General features: G+C 26.4%; 17 protein-coding genes. 14 read left to right on the top strand and 3 right to left on the bottom strand.

The genetic code is table 11. The features are described from left to right. The first annotated feature begins 47 nt into the window (after positions 1-47). Complete coding sequence (locus HH195_RS09015) at positions 48-1,208, top strand: S1C family serine protease (RefSeq protein ID WP_196370900.1); 1,161 nt, start codon at positions 48-50, stop codon at positions 1,206-1,208. A 70-nt stretch (positions 1,209-1,278) separates the two neighbouring features. On the opposite strand, the gene HH195_RS09010 is transcribed toward HH195_RS09015, so the two are convergent. Further along, positions 1,279-2,418, bottom strand: a complete 1,140-nt coding sequence (locus tag HH195_RS09010; protein ID WP_196370899.1) for a glycosyltransferase family 4 protein — start codon at positions 2,416-2,418, stop codon at positions 1,279-1,281. A 119-nt stretch (positions 2,419-2,537) separates the two neighbouring features. Between HH195_RS09010 and HH195_RS09005 the strand changes: the two genes are divergently transcribed. From HH195_RS09005 to HH195_RS08995, 3 genes are read left to right on the top strand one after another with little or no spacing between them, the layout of a single operon-like run. After that, positions 2,538-3,530: a CotS family spore coat protein gene (locus HH195_RS09005; protein ID WP_196370898.1), complete on the top strand. Its 993-nt coding sequence runs from the start codon at positions 2,538-2,540 to the stop codon at positions 3,528-3,530. 20 nt (positions 3,531-3,550) lie between these two features. Continuing rightward, positions 3,551-4,246 carry a hypothetical protein gene (locus HH195_RS09000; RefSeq protein WP_055259593.1) on the top strand — a complete coding sequence of 232 codons (696 nt, stop codon included), beginning with the start codon at positions 3,551-3,553 and terminating at the stop codon, positions 4,244-4,246. A 12-nt stretch (positions 4,247-4,258) separates the two neighbouring features. After that, positions 4,259-5,296 (top strand): CotS family spore coat protein, encoded by a 1,038-nt coding sequence (locus HH195_RS08995; RefSeq protein WP_195926654.1) that lies wholly within the window; start codon positions 4,259-4,261, stop codon positions 5,294-5,296. Between the two features lie 52 nt (positions 5,297-5,348). On the opposite strand, the gene HH195_RS08990 is transcribed toward HH195_RS08995, so the two are convergent. Beyond that, positions 5,349-6,476, bottom strand: coding sequence for a glycosyltransferase family 4 protein (locus HH195_RS08990; RefSeq protein WP_112365703.1), 1,128 nt, complete (start codon positions 6,474-6,476; stop codon positions 5,349-5,351). Between the two features lie 106 nt (positions 6,477-6,582). On the opposite strand from HH195_RS08990, the gene HH195_RS08985 reads away from it, so the two are divergent. From HH195_RS08985 to rho, 9 genes are all read left to right on the top strand, one after another. Then, entirely contained in the window at positions 6,583-7,587 is a 1,005-nt protein-coding gene (locus HH195_RS08985) for a CotS family spore coat protein (RefSeq protein ID WP_196370897.1), read from the top strand. Positions 7,588-7,687: 100 nt separating this feature from the next. Next, entirely contained in the window at positions 7,688-8,554 is an 867-nt protein-coding gene (gene yabG, locus HH195_RS08980) for a sporulation peptidase YabG (RefSeq protein WP_196370896.1), read from the top strand. A 114-nt stretch (positions 8,555-8,668) separates the two neighbouring features. Next, a complete protein-coding gene (locus HH195_RS08975; RefSeq protein WP_055259582.1) occupies positions 8,669-8,902 on the top strand; it encodes a Veg family protein in 234 nt (77 codons plus the stop codon). Between the two features lie 328 nt (positions 8,903-9,230). After that, positions 9,231-10,790, top strand: a complete 1,560-nt coding sequence (locus tag HH195_RS08970) for a DUF3794 and LysM peptidoglycan-binding domain-containing protein (protein WP_196370895.1) — start codon at positions 9,231-9,233, stop codon at positions 10,788-10,790. A gap of 206 nt (positions 10,791-10,996) precedes the next feature. Further along, positions 10,997-11,854, top strand: coding sequence for a 4-(cytidine 5'-diphospho)-2-C-methyl-D-erythritol kinase (gene ispE / locus HH195_RS08965; RefSeq protein WP_196370894.1), 858 nt, complete (start codon positions 10,997-10,999; stop codon positions 11,852-11,854). A 59-nt stretch (positions 11,855-11,913) separates the two neighbouring features. Further along, positions 11,914-12,549, top strand: a complete 636-nt coding sequence (spoIIR, locus tag HH195_RS08960) for a stage II sporulation protein R (protein ID WP_196370893.1) — start codon at positions 11,914-11,916, stop codon at positions 12,547-12,549. An 89-nt stretch (positions 12,550-12,638) separates the two neighbouring features. Further along, positions 12,639-13,061 (top strand): YwiB family protein, encoded by a 423-nt coding sequence (locus HH195_RS08955; RefSeq protein WP_196370892.1) that lies wholly within the window; start codon positions 12,639-12,641, stop codon positions 13,059-13,061. A gap of 206 nt (positions 13,062-13,267) precedes the next feature. Continuing rightward, on the top strand, positions 13,268-14,872 hold the full coding sequence (pyrG, locus tag HH195_RS08950) for a CTP synthase (protein ID WP_196370891.1): 1,605 nt from the start codon (positions 13,268-13,270) through the stop codon (positions 14,870-14,872). Between the two features lie 288 nt (positions 14,873-15,160). Then, complete coding sequence (gene rho / locus HH195_RS08945) at positions 15,161-16,552, top strand: transcription termination factor Rho (protein WP_055259631.1); 1,392 nt, start codon at positions 15,161-15,163, stop codon at positions 16,550-16,552. A gap of 84 nt (positions 16,553-16,636) precedes the next feature. Here rho and rpmE read toward each other — a convergent pair whose 3' ends face one another. Further along, on the bottom strand, positions 16,637-16,843 hold the full coding sequence (gene rpmE / locus HH195_RS08940) for a 50S ribosomal protein L31 (RefSeq protein WP_055259571.1): 207 nt from the start codon (positions 16,841-16,843) through the stop codon (positions 16,637-16,639). A 145-nt stretch (positions 16,844-16,988) separates the two neighbouring features. On the opposite strand from rpmE, the gene HH195_RS08935 reads away from it, so the two are divergent. Continuing rightward, the gene (locus tag HH195_RS08935) at positions 16,989-17,576 is read left to right on the top strand and encodes a thymidine kinase (protein ID WP_055259570.1); all 588 of its coding nucleotides are present in this window, start codon (positions 16,989-16,991) and stop codon (positions 17,574-17,576) included. Positions 17,577-17,593: the final 17 nt, after the last annotated feature.

Raw genomic sequence — 17,593 nt, 5'->3', positions numbered from 1 at the left:
AAGAGTTAGTGTAAGGAGTTTAATTAGTGTTTTAGGAGGATTATATTATGAGTAAATTCCACAATAATAATGAAAATAATTGTTTAGATAAAAATAGAAAATTTAAAAAATCAATTTCTTTTATTGCTGGTGGTTTAGTATGTGCTATGTTAGGTGGAGTAACTGGAGGATATGGAGTTTACTATATGGTTAAATCTGATACTGAAATAAGTGATGGATCTAATAAAAGTAGCGTATATGGTTCAGGAACAAATTCAACTACTACTAATACATCAAAGGAGTTTACAAGTTCAAGTGGTTCTTTAACGATTGCAGAGGTTGTAAAGATGGTTGCACCTGCTGTAGTTGGTGTTGATGCTACAATAAACTCAACATCTGGGACTTCTAACAGCTTAGGATCAGGTTTTATAATAAGTGAAGAGGGTCTTGTTGTAACTAATTATCATGTTATAGAAGGGGCAACAAGTGTTAATGTAGTATTAAGTACTGGAAAGGAAGTAAGTGCAGAGGTTGTAAACTACGATTCTACTGAAGATTTAGCAGTACTTAAAGTGACAGATGATATAGAAATGCCAGGTGTTGCGAATCTTGGAGATTCTTCATTAGTTGAAACTGGGGAAGAGGTGATTGCTATTGGAAATCCTCTTGGAAAAGAATTTAGTGAAACTGTAACTAGTGGTATAGTAAGTTCTGCAAATAGAACGATAACAAAGAATGATTCAAGTACAGTTGAATATATTCAAACAGATGCGGCTATAAACTCAGGAAATAGTGGAGGTCCACTTATAAATTCGCAAGGTCAAGTTATAGGTATAAATACAGCAAAAGAGGTAGGGGAAGGCATAGAGGGTATAGGTTTTTCAATTCCTATAAATGTTCTTACAGAAAAATTGGAGGATTTATCTAAACCAATGCTTTTATTAGGTATAACCGGAAGAACTATAGATGAAACTACAGCTAAGTTTAGAAATTTGCCAAAAGGAGTTTATGTAGTTACAGTATCAGAATATAGTGCAGCTGAAAAGGCAGGGCTACAAAGTGGTGATGTAATAACAAAATTTGGAGGGAATGAAATAACAAGTATAGATGAATTAAATACGTACAAACAAAATTATAGTAGTGGTGATACTGTAAGCATGACTGTATCAAGAAATGGAAAAAATATTACATTAAATGTGGTGTTAGAAGCTAGTGCCAATTTAAATTAATGAAGAATATAAAATAGATTATTAAATAAAATTAAAGCCATATTAAATTTATATTAATATGGCTTTAATTTTATTTATCTTTTTTACCTAATTTATAAAATGTTTTATAAGAATTTAAGGTTTTTTTAGCTGTTTTTTCCCAAGTGAAATTTTTACTGTTTTCAAAGCCTTCGTTTCCTAATGCATGTCTTAATTTATCATTATTTAAAAGCGTAACTAGTCTATTTTCTAAATCGTGTTTATTATTTGGTTCTATTAGAACATAAGGGTTTTTAACCACTTCAGGGATAGATGTTATATTGGTGCTTATTATTGGTGTTTTACAGCTCATAGCCTCTAAGGGAGGAAGTCCAAACCCTTCATAAAGTGATGGATAAACAAATAGTTCTGAAGCGTTATATAATACTGGTAAGAAACTATCTTCTACAAAACCAATAAATTTAATATGGTTTCTTCCTTCTAAATTGTTTGAGTATTCTTTTAACTTTAGTCCTTCATCTTTTAAAGAACCTGCTATAACTAAATCAAATTCTCCGTTTAATGATGAAAAGATATTGTTAAATACATCTATTAAAAGTTTAACATTTTTTCTTAGACTAAAACCACCAAGATATAGTACAAATGGGTTGTTTATATTAAATTTATCGACCATTTCTTGTTTACATTTTCTTTTATCTAGGGGTTTAAAATTTTTGTTTGCGGCAAGTGGTGTTACGATTATTCTTTCACTTGGAAATGAAGGAAAAAATTTTAATATATCTTTTTTTGAGTATTCTGACACAGTAAGTATACCATCTGCATTATTTATTATAGCAGGCATATCTTTTAGAAAGTTTTTTAGATAGTTTTTCCCTACTGTTTCTGGAAGAACATATGGAATTAAATCATGAATAGTTACGATTTTTAAAAAATTTCCTTTTTCATTTAGTCCTATTCCATTTTGAGGAACATGGTATAAATCAATAGATTCTTTATTTGCATAAAGTGGAATATAATAATCTTCAAAAAAATGTTGATGTTTTTTTGAAGACATAATAATTTTTGTATTATCTTTATTAAAAGCTTCTTCTTTTCCTCCAGAGCAAAATAAGTGAAACTTATCATTAGAATTATTTATATTAATCATAGATTCTATTAGATTGAAGGTATATGTACCAATACCAGTACCATTATACCAAGATGCACCTCTAGCATCTAAGAGTATTTTCATAAGGTAAACATCTCCAAAAATATTCATATAATAAATAATATTATAAAAAGATGTTAGATGTGAATATAAGTAATATAAAAAAATATATAATATAATGAATCAATATTTAAGGATAGTATATGGATTATGTTTATATTAAAAACTTAGTTGAGGAAAAATATAGTATTAATGTACAAAGTGTAGAAAAGATAAAAAATGTTTATAAAATAATAGATAATAGTAATTCTAAATTTTGTTTAAAGGTAATAGGATATGAATATCCTCATTTTTATTTTATAATTTCAGCAATGGAACATTTAAAAAATAATAATTATAAGAATATATTAGAAATAATAAATACTACTGATAATAAAAATTATATTAAAATTAAGGATAAATTTGCTTATTTAACTAAATGGATAGATTCTAGAGAATTAAATTATGATAACCCTGTGGACTTAGAGATGGCAACGATAAATTTAGCCAAGCTTCATAGGGGGAGTGAAGGGTTTTCAATAAATTCAAAGATGAAGCCGAGAATTTATTGGGGGAATTGGATAAAAAATTTTCAAACTAGAGGAAATGAAATATTAGATTTTAAAAAAAGAATATATCAAAAGTCATATAAATCAGAATTTGATTTATTATATTTAGATATTATAATTGAACAATTAGAAAGTGTTGAAAATTGTATAATAAACTTAAAAAAAAGTGGATATATGAGTCTTATGTCTAGGCAAGTTATGAGGAGAGGATTTTGTCATCATGATTATGCACATCATAATGTTTTATTAGACAGTAATAATGAAATAAGAATAATCGATTTTGACTATTGTATATTGGATACTTACCTTCATGATTTAGGAAGTCTTTGTATAAGAGTTATGAAAGATGGCAAGTGGGATATTAATAAATTTAAAAAAATAATTAATGATTACTCAATGGTTAAAAGTATTACGGATGAAGAAATTAAAATTTTAAAATATTTTATTATGTTTCCACAAGCTTATTGGCAGTTAGGGATTCAATATTATTGGGAACAACAGCCATGGAAAGAAGAGGTGTTTATAAATAAGCTATTAAAATATATAAACGATATAGAGATGAGGAAAGAATTTATTGAACAATTATAGAGTATAATTGGGGTGATTGTATGAATATGAGTAATGAATTGGTGAAATTTTTAAATGATAGTGGGATATTCATTGCTGAAAAAAGAAAAAAACAAAATAATAATAGTTTTGATAATGATATAGATAATTTAATTCAAATACAAAAAATATTATTAAATTACGATAAGCCATACAGTTTAGGTATTCCTAATGTTATATGGAAGGATATAGAAACATTTAAAGTGTGGAATAGAAGGGGAAGACGGCTTATTAAAAATTATAATTTTAATGAACTTGAAAATGTGGTGAGAAAAGCTGAAATTGCAATAGATACAATATATCAAAGTTCATATTTAAATCTTATACATAGATCAATGAGAAATAATGAAATATGTGTAGGAAAAGTATCTTCAAATAATATTTGGAAAGATGGAAACATAAATATATTTGATTTAAGTAAAATGGCATTTAATTTAATAGAGCATGATTGTTATAAGTATCTTTTTAAGTATAGAAAAAGAAAGAATTCTTTAGATTGTAACAAGATAATAAATTCTTTTATAAAGAGCCACAATTTAGATAATGATAGTAAGATATATATAGAAAATTTGTTGTCATACCCTTATGATTCAATGAAAATTATACAAAAGAAATATTTAATGCAAAGGTTAGATAAAGAAGAAATTTTTAAGAAATCAGAATTTTTGACGAATTTATATAACAATGATTTGATTTAGGGGTGGATTATTATGGGGAAGGTAAGGTATAGTGATGAAAAATATTTGTGTGAATATGATTTGTCAGTAGATTTTTTTGAAAGTTTAGGGTTGGATGTTATTGATTTGTGGCCTAATAGAAATATTTATGTTTTGGATACTAAGCAAGGGAAAAAAATTTTAAAAATGATAGAGTATCCAATTGCTAGACTTGATTTTATTTGTAGGAGTATAGATTATATAAAAAAGGATTATCCATATATATTAAATATAAATACTCTTCCAAATGGTGATAAGTATATTAATTGGAAAAATAAAACGTATATATTGATGGACTTAATAGAAGGCATGGAATGTGATGTTGCAAATCCCATAGAATTAGAAAGAACAGCAAAGGCAATAGCATTAATGCATAAAGCATCAGATGGATTTTTAACAACTTTATCGAATAAAGAGATAATGAACAATTTAGGAAATTACTATTTAGAAAAAAAATTTGATGAAGATAAAAGGGCATTACTAAAATTTAAAGAAGATGTTTTAAGTTTTAAATACAAGAATGAATTTGATGAAATATTTATAAATAACGTTGATAGAAATATTAAGAAGATAGATTTTTGTATCGATTTATTGAAAAATAGCAAATATTACTCTCTTTGGAATAACAATAATTATATAGTTGCTTCCCATAATGATTTAGCTTATCATAATATAATAATTAGGGATAATAAAGTATATTTTATAGATTTTGATTATTTAAAAATAGATATTAGAGCAAAAGATATAAGTGATTTTATAATTAAAACTATAAAAAGATTTGGATTTAGTGTAGAGATGTGTGATTCTATAATTTGTAATTATGATAAAGTAAGTAGATTAACTAAAGAAGAATTAGAAATTATGTATATATATATGATGTATCCATCTGACTTTACTATTTTATCTATAGAATATTATAAAAAACTTAAAGAATGGAGTTATGAATCATATCTTTATAAGTTTAAAAATAAGTTGAGCTATGAAAAAGAAAAAAAAGAAACTTTAGAATATTATAAAAACAATTATTTATAATAAAAAAATAAGCACATGTTTATTTGAGTTAATCATGTGCTTTTTATATTTTTTATAGTGATAATAAAGTATTTTCATAGGCATCAAGGGTATTATAAGCAGTTTTTTTCCAACTAAATTTACTAGAATGAATAAGTCCTCTATATATAAGAGAAGATGCTAAATCTTTATCATTGAAAATATTAAGTATAGCAGAGGAAATATCATCTATATTAGATGGATTTATTAAAATAGAAGCATCTCCACAAACTTCAGGAACAGATGTTAAAGATGATGAGATAACAGGAGTTGCACAGGCCATAGCTTCAAGAACTGGGAGTCCAAATCCTTCGTAAAATGATGGGTATACAAGCATTGATGAAGCATTATAAAAGTAAGGCATATCATCTGTTTTTATAAATCCTGGGAAAATAACAGAAGATTCTAATTTGAGTTCAATAGTACGTTTTTTATATGTTTCATAGGAAAATCCATGTCGTCCTACGATAACCAACTTTAAATTTTTTTTTGTTTTATTTTTTACGATATTAAAAGCTTCGATTAATCCTAAAATGTTTTTTCTAGGACTAAAACCTCCAACATATAGTATAAAATCAGTATCAATTGAATATCTTTTTTTTAGGATTTTTTTACAATAATGTTTATCTAAAGGTTTATACATTTCTTCGGCAGCTAATTGTGTAACATAAACTTTTTCTTCTGGATAATTAAAATATTCACAGATATCTTTTTTTGAAAATTCCGATACTGTTATGATGCTACTAGTTGTATTTAAAATTGTAGGTAGTTGTTCGTTAAAAACTTTTAAAAATACAGGGCTAACAGTTTCAGGCATTTTTAATGGAATTATATCGTGTAATGTTATTATTGAAGGACAGGAAATATTTTCGCACATTCCTATACCATTTTGTGGTATATGGTATATATCATATTTATTTTTTTCTAAAATATTAGGTGTTTTTATATATTCCCAAAAATTATTATTAGGATTTCCTGATGAATTTGTAAGGGAAAAATTATTTTTTAAATTTAAATCTAAATTGGAATCTTTAGGAGTTAATATTGTATACTTATTCAAAAAATCTATTTGATTAAAATTGTTTATTAATTGATAAGTATAGTTTCCAATACCAGTACCTCTATATAAAGTAGCTGCTCTGCCATCTATACTAATATTCATAAATTAATCCTTCCTTCATGGATATAATTTTATTATATTAGAATTTATTATAAAATGTTAATAAAAATATATAGCTCATCATATAAATATATAGGGGGTGAGTAATATGATGAGAGAATTTGAAATTGAAAGACAATTTAATATAAAAATAGAAACAATGAAACCTAATAAAGGGGTATATTATTTAAATACTAATAAGGGTGAGAGATGTTTAAAGAAGATAAATTTTGGTATACAAAAATTAGAATTTGTATGTGGAGCCAAAGAGCATCTAATTAATAATGGATTTAAAAGTGTTGATAGATATTTTATGAATTTAGATAATGAGCCATATGCAATGGTTAATGAAGATTTGTATACATTGTCTGAATGGATTGAGGGACGTGAATGTGACTTTACATCAACAGATGATATAAGCTTAGCATCAGCTAAATTAGCAGAACTTCATGAGTGCAGTAAGGGGTATGATCCACCAGAGAATTCAAAGCTTAAAAGCGATTTAGGAAGATGGATAAGTCTTATGGAAAAAAGAATTAAAGCCCTAGATAAAATGAGAGATATGGCTAGAAAAAAACATAATAAACAACAATATGATTTAGACTATTTAAGTAATGTTGAATTTTATAAAAAATTAGGGGAAAGGGCTTTAAATGTTTTAAAAACTTCTGATTATTTAAATTTATGTGAGGAAGCAGAAGTAAATAAAATATTTTGTCATCACGATTATACTTATCATAATATTATTATAGGCAAAGAAAATAATGTGAATATAATAGATTTTGATTATTGCAAGAGAGAAGTTAGGGTTTATGATTTGGCTAATTTTATAACCAAAGTATCTAAAAAAGTGGATTGGGATATAAAATATGCTAATAAAATAATAGAAGAATATAACAAGGTTTCAAAACTTAAAGAAAATGAATATAGGGTATTGTTTGCTTATTTATTATTTCCACAAAGATTTTGGAGATTAGCTAATAGATATTATTATAATGAGGTTACATGGGGACAAAATACTTTTACTAAAAAAATAAATAATATGATAAATGAACAAGATAAATATATTAAGTTTATAGATGAATTTAAGAAAATTTATAATCAAAATGAGTAATAAGAACGCCTAAAATAGGCGCTCTTATTACTTCAATGTAACATGTTAATAAAAAATACATAAAATAATAAGATAAAATAGATATTATTTAGGTGATTTTATGGAGATTGGAGAATATGTTGTAAGAAAATCTTATGGTAAAGATATAACGTTTAAAATAATAGATATAAAGGAAAAAAAAAATAAAAAAATTTATATATTACAAGGTATAAACTTTAGAATAATAGCAGACTCTTTAGAAGATGATTTAGAGAATGTTGAAGATGATTTTGCAGGGGATAAAGATAGGATATTTAATTCAAGAGTTAATGAGAGTATTAGACGAGCTATGGTTTTAAGAGGAAGAGGTGTAAAGCCAAGTCAAAAATCTCAGAAGATTAGTAAAAACGACCATCTTGTTTTTGGTAGACCAGGGAAAATACTTCATGTTGATGGAGATTCAAGTTATTTGGAAACTTGCCTTAAGGTGTATAAGCAATTAAAGTTAGATGCTACAGGAGTTGCTATTTCGGAATATGAACAACCAAGAAAAATTTTAGATTATGTAAAAGAATGTAAACCAGATATAGTTGTGTTAACTGGTCATGATGGGGTGATAAAAGGGACAACTAATTATTTAGACTTAAATAATTATAAAAATTCTAAATATTTCATAGAAGCTGTAAATGTTCTTAGAAATTATAATGCTAGTTATGATGAATTAGTTATATTTGCTGGTGCATGTCAATCTTGCTATGAAGCTATATTAGATGCTGGTGCTAATTTTGCAAGTTCACCAAATAGAGTATTGATTCATTGTTTAGACCCTGTTTTTGTATGTGAAAAAATAGCATATACAAGAATAAATGAAGTAGTGTCTACAATAGATGTTATAGAAAATACTATTACAGGAATTAAGGGGATTGGTGGTTTACAGACTAGAGGAAAATATAGAGAAGGGTATCCTAAATCCCCTTATATAAATTAAGTACAAATAGAATAATTTTAGGAATTTTGACTGATAATAAAACTAGATGTTTAAGTAAGCAAAAATCATTAAAAACATCATTCTCAAAAATAAAATGAAGGAAGGTGTTAAAAGATGAAGATAAATACTACATTACAGACAATAAAACAAGATTTAGAGGAACATGTAGGACAGAAAGTTTTATTAAAAGCCAATAATGGGAGAAAAAAAATATCAATACAAGAAGGAGTTTTAGAAGGCGTGTATGCGAGCATCTTTGTTGTAAGGGTAGAAAATGATTTCCCAAGAACTTTAACCTATAATTATTCAGATATTTTAACCAATACTGTGCAATTAAATTTTTCTTGAAAAGAGCGTTAGCTCTTTTTTATATGCAAAAAAAGAAAGATGGTGGGTTTCCATCTTTCAACTATGGTATAAAAGGGTATTGAGAATTTATGAGAGGTTATATGGTCAATAACCTATTTTATAATACGACATTTTTAGAGATATGTCAACAATAATAGTGAAAAAAATATAATTTTTTTTTTATTTTTTTAATGAATAGAAGTTATAGACTTTAAATAACACTATAATATCATGAAACATGTAAATAAAATTAAAAAATTATATAAATAGGAATAAAATTTTATTTGTGGATATATATTATATTAAATATAATAATGGGGGGTAGTTCATGGTTAATTTAGATATTATAAAAGAAAATATACAACTTGAAAAATTAGTTGGAGAAGAATCTGTAAGCATACCAGTTAAAGAAGAGTACTTAATTCCAGATACACATCCTGATGTATACAAAATATTATCTTTAGATGTAGATACATCTATAATAAATAAAGAGGTACAGACAGATAAGGTCATAGTTGAAACTTTATTAAAGTTTAATGTAATTTATTTAGCAAAGGAAGAAGGAGAGTTTGTAATAACTAGTCATGTTTATGAAAAAAATATATCTAATCAAATAGATATACAAGGCGCAGAACATAAAATGGTATGCTATGCTAAATGTGAATTGGAACATATTAATTCAAATATAATAAATGAGAGAAAAATAAATATTGAAGCTTATTTTACTATAAAATCTAGGATTTATGAGAGAGAAAATGTTGAGTTTATTAAAGATGTAAATTCAAATGGAGATGTACAACTTCAAAAGAAACCAGATAGAATAGAAAAAATAGTGGCTAATAAAAATTTCAATATTGAAGCTAAATCCAAAATAAAAGTTGGGATTGATAAACCACAAATAGATAAGATAATAAGCCATAGTTTTTTGATTCATAAAAAAGATATAAAGATATTAGAAGATAAGGTACAAGCATCTTGTTATATAAAAATGAATATTGTGTATAAGTCTAATGATGGGAAAGAGTTATACGTTTTAGAAGATGATATTCCTGTAACGAAAGAAGAAGAAATTATTGGTGTTGGATTAGGCATGATTTCGGATTATGATATAGAATTGCACAATTTTAATATAAATGTTGAAGAAGATGAAACTAGTGAGAAAAAGGTTGTGGATTTTGATGCAGTAGTAAACGTTGATACTAAAATTATTAAGATAGAGGATATAGAAATATTAGATGATATATACTCACCTACAAGTACAATAACTGTTAATAAAGATGCGTTTAATATATGTATGACTAGAGCAGAAGGTTCAACAGAAATCATTGTTAAGGATAATATATCATTAGAAAATGATGATAATATAGCACAAATTATAAGTAGTATAGGTAAGGTAATAAGTGTAAATAGTAAAATAGATAATAATAAAGTTATTGTAGATGGTGTTTTAAAGGTTGACAGTATATATGCTTGTTCAGACGAAAATAAGTATTTAAATACGGTGTCAGGAGATTTGCCTTTTGAGTGTTCAATAGATATACAAAATATAAATGATGGAATGGAAGAAAATATATATGTGAATTTAGAAAATATACAAAGCACAGTTGAAGCAAATACAGTTGCTGTTAAAGCAGTTATATATATATTGGCTAAAGTTAAAGAAAAAACTGTAAAGCAATATATTAAAGATATAGAACAAAAGGATGAAGTTAAAGAAAAAAATGCATCAATAAGCATATATGTAGTACAAAAAAACGATACTATTTGGAATTTAGCTAAAAAATATAATACGACTATGGAAGATATAATAAAAATAAATAACATAGAAAATCCGGATATTATTTATCCAGGAGAAAAATTAATTATTCCAGGAAGAGCAGTAATTTAAATAAGTAGCCATTTTAAAAAAATGATAGATTCAGTTTTAAAATGGCTACTTAAAATAATAATTCCTTTTATATATAAAAATGAAAATTATGGTTTATATGATATAATATTAATAATAAAATTTCCCAAACTATTTAATAATTTTCATTGAAATATTAGCTAATAAGATAATATAATCTTATTAATTACTAAAGAGAGGAAGATAAAATGAGGAAGAAAGCCTATGCAAAAATAAATATATCATTAGATGTAATAGGAAAAAGGGATGATGGATATCATTTGTTAGAAATGATTATGCAGACTATAGATTTATATGATGAGATAGAGATTATAAAAAACTATGATAAATCTATAAAAATACATTGTAATAAGCAATATGTGCCTTGTGACGAAAGAAATTTAGCATATAAAGCAGCAAAATTATTTAAAGATAAGTATAAGATAAAAGATGGAGTTATTATCAAAATAAAAAAAAATATACCAGTAGCAGCGGGACTTGCAGGAGGTAGTACAGACGCAGCAACCGTTTTATGTATAATGAATAAAATGTTTAATGTTGGTGCAACGTATAGAGAGTTAACTGATTTAGCTCTTAAAATAGGTGCTGATGTTCCTTATTGTATAAATGGTGGGACAGCTCTTTGCGAAGGTATTGGTGAAAAGATAACATATTTAGATAAATTTGAAAATAAGATATTAGTTGTTATTAAGCCTAATTTTGGGGTTCCAACTAAAGAGGTTTATGGTAGTTTGGATATAAATAAGATATATAAGCATGTAAAAACGAATCAATTGATAGAATGCATTAAAAAAGATGACATTTATGGTGTATGCAATAATATGAAGAATGTTTTGGAAAATGTTACGTTAGGGAAACATAAGATATTAAAAGAAATAAAAGAAGATTTAAATAAAAATGCTGCTATAGGGGCTATGATGAGTGGCAGTGGTCCCACTATATTTGGCTTTTTTGAAGATATGTTAACGGCACAAAATGCATATGAAAGCATTAAAAATAAGTATAAATTTAAAGATATCTTTATAACTCGCACAATAAATAAATAATAAGGTGAATAAAATGAACATCTCTTGATAATAATTAAAATATTAGGGGGTGTTTTTTTATGAAAAAGCTAATTATGTATATATCAGTATTAGGAATATTAATATGTTCTTTATGTGGACATGCTTATATAGATAATGTTAAAAATAATGACTTAATAGATTCAATAAGTAGCAAAATAATAAGGTTTCATGTTCTTGCAAATAGTAATTCTAATGAAGATCAACAACTTAAAATAAAGGTTAAGGATAAAATAATAGAATATATATTTCCAAAACTTAAAAATTCTAATAATTTAGAAGAATCAAGAGAAATATTAGCTAATAATGAAGAGGAAATTATAAAAATTGCGAATGAGTGTATAAAGGAAAATGGTTATAATTATTCTGTTAAGATAGAATTTAAAAGAGAGAATTTCCCAGAAAAAGTTTATGGAAATATAAGTCTTCCTCAGGGAGAATATGAGGCATTTAGGGTTTTAATAGGACAAGCAGCTGGAGAAAATTGGTGGTGTGTTATGTTTCCACCTATATGTTTTGTAGATGTTACGAAGGGACAAGTTAGTTATGATGAAACAGAGGAATCTATGAAAGAGGTTCTAACAGATGAAGAATTTGAAAAAATAAGAAATGATGTAATAGTTGATGAAACTAAAAATGTGAAATTTAGTTTAAAAATATTTGACTTATTTAAATAGAAATTTTAAACTACAACTAGATAAAATTTTATTTTGTTAAAAAATATAAGATAAATAAATAAAGTAAAATTGAGGTGTGATAATTATTTATGAAAAAAGAAGCTTTAATAACTATTACTAGTTATCAGATGGATGATGTGGACAACAAGGTTGAACTCATTACATTCGGTAGTTTTAGTAAAGAAAAGGATATATATAAAATTGTCTATAAAGAAACCGAGGAAACAGGACTTGGAGAAACTGAAACTGTTTTAAAGATAGAAAAGGATATATTAACTTTAAAAAGAAGTGGCTCTGTTTCAACAGTTATGGAATTTAAAAAAGATAATAATTCAATAATTTTATATGAAACTCCATATGGAATTTTAGAGTTTAAGACAGTAACGAAAGATTTAAAAGTAAATGTTGATGATTTTGGTGGAAATGTATATGTAAATTATTCATTAATAGCAGATGGACAAGCACCACTAAAAACAGAATTAAAATTAAATATAAAGATGAAAGATGATTAAATGATAAAGCCCACTATAAAAATAGTGGGTAAAAAAATTATAAAAAAATATAACAAACTACTAGACATAGTTATATAGTTTGTGCTAAAATCGTATCTATGTTGTTTAATATATTATACTCCCATTTTAAATGGAGTTAATTTTAATTATAATGTTTAAAATATAAGTTGTCAATATCTTTTATTAAATTTAGGAGGAAAAGTCACATGAAAAAAACTAAATACGTATTTGTAACTGGCGGTGTTGTATCATCACTTGGAAAAGGAATAACAGCAGCATCTTTAGGAAGATTGTTAAAGAACAGAGGATTTAAAGTAAGTATACAAAAATTTGACCCATATTTAAATGTTGACCCAGGAACTATGAGCCCATATCAACATGGAGAGGTTTTTGTAACTGATGATGGGGCAGAAACAGATTTAGATTTAGGGCATTACGAAAGATTTATTGATGAAAACTTAACTAAAAATTCAAATGTTACTGCTGGTAAAGTTTATTGGTCAGTAATATCAAAAGAAAGAAGAGGAGAATACCTAGGGGGAACAATACAAGTTATACCACATATAACTAACGCTATAAAAGAAAGAGTTTATAGAGTTGGGAAAGAGAGAGATGTAGATGTTGTTATAACAGAAATCGGTGGAACAGTTGGAGATATAGAATCTCAACCATTTTTAGAGGCTATAAGACAAATAAAATATGAAGTAGGAATAGAAAATGTTTGTTTCATTCATGTAACTTTAATTCCATTCTTAGGAAAAGCAGGAGAGTTAAAAACTAAACCTACACAACATTCAGTAAAAGAATTAAGAAGTATAGGTATACAACCAGATATAATAGTATGTAGATCTGAAAAGGAAGTTCCACAAGATGTTAAAAATAAAATAGGATTATTCTGCAATGTAGATGGAAATTCTGTAATACAAAATTTAGATGCAGAGCATTTATATGCTGTACCATTAATGCTTCATAAAGAAGGTTTAGATAGACTTGTTTGTGAAAAATTGCAACTTGCGTTTAGAGATATAGATAATAGTGAATGGATTGATATGGTACATAGAATAACTCACTTATCTCATAACACTAAAATAGCATTAGTTGGAAAATATGTAGAACTACATGATGCGTATATATCAGTAGTTGAGGCTTTAAATCATGGTGGGTTATTTAATGATACAAATGTAGAGATAAAATGGATAAATTCAGAGGATTTAAACATTGAAAATTCTGATGAACTTTTAGGAGATGTAGATGGAATTTTAGTTCCAGGTGGCTTTGGTGATAGAGGAATAGAAGGAAAAATAGAAGCTATAAGATGGGCAAGAGAAAATAAAAAACCATTTCTTGGAATATGTTTAGGAATGCAATGTGCAGTTATAGAATTTGCTAGAAATGTTTGCGGATTTGAAGATGCAAATTCATCTGAATTAAACCCTGAAACAATGCATCCAGTTATAGATTTAATGCCTGAGCAAAAAGATGTAGAAGATTTAGGTGGAACAATGAGACTTGGTCTTTATCCATGTAAAGTTAAAGAAGAAACTTTAATAAAAGATGCATATAATTCTAATTTAATTTATGAAAGACATAGACATAGATATGAGTTCAATAATGAATATAGAGCTAAATTAGAAGAATCTGGTTTAATATTATCAGGAACTTCACCTGATGAGAGATTAGTTGAATGTGTTGAAATAAAAGATCATCCATGGTTTGTAGGAGTTCAATATCATCCAGAATTGAAATCAAGACCAAATAATCCTCATCCATTATTTAAAAAATTTGTTGGAGCGGCTCTTAATAACAAATAATTAATGAAAAAGATGCGGAAATTTTTTCATTCTGCATCTTTTTTTATTTTAACATTGAATTTAAATAATTTTATATATAATATAAGATATAGGGATTATTTATATAAAGATATGAAAATAATAAAAATATCCCTGAAATTTTTAGATGCAGGAATCGAAAGCTTTTATTTAAAACTTTTCATATATCATTTCTTGAATTAAATTCCATTTTTAAATTCTATTTTACTTTATAGCATAAAAATATATATTTTGGAGGTGTGCTTATTGTTAGGTAAAACGTATGAAGATATGACATTAATACAATTAAGAGAAATTGCTAAGGAAATTGGCATTAAAAATATTACTAAAAAGAAAAAGAGTGAATTAATAGAAGATATAAAATTAAATTCACCTAAAGCGATAGAAAAAGATGGTGTTATCTTAAAAGAGAAAATAGCGCCTAAAGTTTTAGAACATGATATCGTTGATAATAATAATGAAAATGGTTCGGAAAAAACATCAGATGAAGTGAATGAAGAGAAAAAAGAAAAATTTAAGCAAATGTTAAGATCATCAGATAGTGTAAAAGGAATTTTAGAAATATTAGATACTAATAATTTTGGTTTCTTAAGATGTAGAAATTATTTAACAAGTGATGAGGATGTTTATGTATCTCCAGCACAGATAAGAAGATTTAATTTAAGGACTGGAGATGAAGTAGAAGGAAAGGTTAGATATCCTAAAGAAGGAGAAAAGTTTAAAGCACTTATTTTTGTAGAGAAAGTAAATGGAGATAGACCAGAAAAAGCTATAGGAAGAAAGAGATTTGAAACATTAGTTCCTATATATCCAAATGAGAGGTTAAGGCTTGAAACTAATAACGAAAAAGATTTAAGTTCTAGACTTATGGACATAGTATGCCCTATTGGAAAGGGGCAAAGAGGGGTAATAGTTGCACCTCCTAAAGCTGGTAAGACATCACTTCTTAAAAAAATTGCACAAAACATATCTAAAAATTATCCAGACATTAAACTTATAGTGCTTCTTATAGATGAAAGACCAGAAGAAGTTACTGATATGCAAAGAAGTATAAATGGAGAAGTAATATATTCAACATTTGATGAAGAACCACAAAATCATGCAAAAGTAGCTCAAATGGTTTTAGAAAGAGCTAAGAGAATGGTTGAACAGGGTAGAGATGTAGTTATACTTTTAGATTCGATAACTAGATTATCAAGAGCATATAATTTAACAATAACTCCAACTGGTAGAACTTTATCAGGTGGATTGGATCCAGGAGCTTTAATCATGCCTAAAAAATTCTTTGGGGCAGCTAGAAATATAGAAGAAGGTGGAAGTTTAACTATTTTATCTACTGCATTAGTTGAAACTGGAAGCAGAATGGATGATATGATTTTTGAAGAATTTAAAGGAACAGGGAATATGGAAGTTCATTTAGATAGAAAGCTTCAAGAAAGAAGAATATTTCCAGCTATTGATATCTATAAATCAGGAACTAGAAAAGAAGATTTACTACTAGATGAAAATGAAAGAGAAGTTGCGTATGCTTTAAGAAGAAGCTTGTATAAAGAAAGCAACATAGATTCTATAACAGAAAATTTAATAGGAATATTATCAAAAACAAAAAATAATAAAGAATTTATAGATATGTACTTAAAAAATATCAATGATAATAAATAAATTAAAAAAGACATTAATGTTTTATTAATGTCTTTTTTATGCATAAATAAAAAAAGGGGAAAGATAAACTTTCCCATTACCCAATTATTTATTAAGGTTAAATCTTTTGTTAAACTTGTCAACTCTTCCGCCAACATCAACAATTTTTTGTTTTCCAGTAAAGAATGGGTGGCATTTTGAGCATATTTCAACTTTAAGTTCAGATTTAACAGAACCAGTAGTAAAAGTATTTCCACATGCACACTTAACCACAGCATCGTGATGGTATTCTGGATGTATGCCTTCTCTCATCTTTATTCACCTCTTTCGGATTATAAATGTTGATAAACAACTAGTAACAAGTATAACACGATGAATTTTAATCGTCAATAGTTTAAAATAACTATAATTTAATATATAATCAAAAGGTGACAAAATAATCTTTGAGGAGTTTTTTATGAGTAAATTATATTTTAGATATGGTGCGATGAATTCAGGAAAATCAACGCATTTAATGCAAGTTGCACATAACTATGAAGAAAGAGGAATGCATATTGTAATATTAAAACCAGATGTTGATAAAAAAGGTGGAAACAAAGTAGTTTCTAGATTAGGAGTTGACAGGGAAGTTGATTTTTTAATAAATAAAGAAGATAATATCTTAGAAATAATAGAGGATTATTTAAAAAAAAGTAAAAAAATAGATTGTATAATTGTAGATGAGGTACAATTTCTTTTAAAGCATCATATAGATGAACTTTTTGAAATAGCTGTAACTAAGGATATACCTGTTATTTGTTATGGTCTTAGAACAGATTTTAAAATGAATGGTTTTGAGGGTAGTGAAAGATTACTATTATTAGCACATAGCATTGAGGAAATGAAAACTATATGTAAGTGCGGAAGAAAAGCCATTTTGAATGCTAGAATGATAAATGGAAACTTTATATTTGAGGGAGAGCAAGTAGCTATTGATATGTTAGATAATATTGAATATGAAGCATTATGTGGACAATGTTATTTTAAATATAAATCACAATCTTAAAAAGATGTGAGAGGAAG

This window comes from Candidatus Sarcina troglodytae (genome assembly GCF_015708635.1).
Taxonomy (GTDB): domain Bacteria; phylum Bacillota; class Clostridia; order Clostridiales; family Clostridiaceae; genus Sarcina; species Sarcina ventriculi.
The sequence above is the reverse complement of the archived record's forward strand: the minus strand, read 5'-3'. Positions and strand labels throughout refer to the sequence as shown.

Excerpts from the sequence above, each read along its gene's own strand:
- HH195_RS09015 (WP_196370900.1), top strand. The coding sequence starts at position 48 with ATGAGTAAATTCCACAATAATAATGAAAATAATTGTTTAGATAAAAAT.
- HH195_RS09010 (WP_196370899.1), bottom strand. The coding sequence starts at position 2,418 with ATGAAAATACTCTTAGATGCTAGAGGTGCATCTTGGTATAATGGTACT.
- HH195_RS09005 (WP_196370898.1), top strand. The coding sequence starts at position 2,538 with ATGGATTATGTTTATATTAAAAACTTAGTTGAGGAAAAATATAGTATT.
- HH195_RS09000 (WP_055259593.1), top strand. The coding sequence starts at position 3,551 with ATGAATATGAGTAATGAATTGGTGAAATTTTTAAATGATAGTGGGATA.
- HH195_RS08995 (WP_195926654.1), top strand. The coding sequence starts at position 4,259 with ATGGGGAAGGTAAGGTATAGTGATGAAAAATATTTGTGTGAATATGAT.
- HH195_RS08990 (WP_112365703.1), bottom strand. The coding sequence starts at position 6,476 with ATGAATATTAGTATAGATGGCAGAGCAGCTACTTTATATAGAGGTACT.
- HH195_RS08985 (WP_196370897.1), top strand. The coding sequence starts at position 6,583 with ATGATGAGAGAATTTGAAATTGAAAGACAATTTAATATAAAAATAGAA.
- yabG (WP_196370896.1), top strand. The coding sequence starts at position 7,688 with ATGGAGATTGGAGAATATGTTGTAAGAAAATCTTATGGTAAAGATATA.
- HH195_RS08975 (WP_055259582.1), top strand. The coding sequence starts at position 8,669 with ATGAAGATAAATACTACATTACAGACAATAAAACAAGATTTAGAGGAA.
- HH195_RS08970 (WP_196370895.1), top strand. The coding sequence starts at position 9,231 with ATGGTTAATTTAGATATTATAAAAGAAAATATACAACTTGAAAAATTA.
- ispE (WP_196370894.1), top strand. The coding sequence starts at position 10,997 with ATGAGGAAGAAAGCCTATGCAAAAATAAATATATCATTAGATGTAATA.
- spoIIR (WP_196370893.1), top strand. The coding sequence starts at position 11,914 with ATGAAAAAGCTAATTATGTATATATCAGTATTAGGAATATTAATATGT.
- HH195_RS08955 (WP_196370892.1), top strand. The coding sequence starts at position 12,639 with ATGAAAAAAGAAGCTTTAATAACTATTACTAGTTATCAGATGGATGAT.
- pyrG (WP_196370891.1), top strand. The coding sequence starts at position 13,268 with ATGAAAAAAACTAAATACGTATTTGTAACTGGCGGTGTTGTATCATCA.
- rho (WP_055259631.1), top strand. The coding sequence starts at position 15,161 with ATGACATTAATACAATTAAGAGAAATTGCTAAGGAAATTGGCATTAAA.
- rpmE (WP_055259571.1), bottom strand. The coding sequence starts at position 16,843 with ATGAGAGAAGGCATACATCCAGAATACCATCACGATGCTGTGGTTAAG.
- HH195_RS08935 (WP_055259570.1), top strand. The coding sequence starts at position 16,989 with ATGAGTAAATTATATTTTAGATATGGTGCGATGAATTCAGGAAAATCA.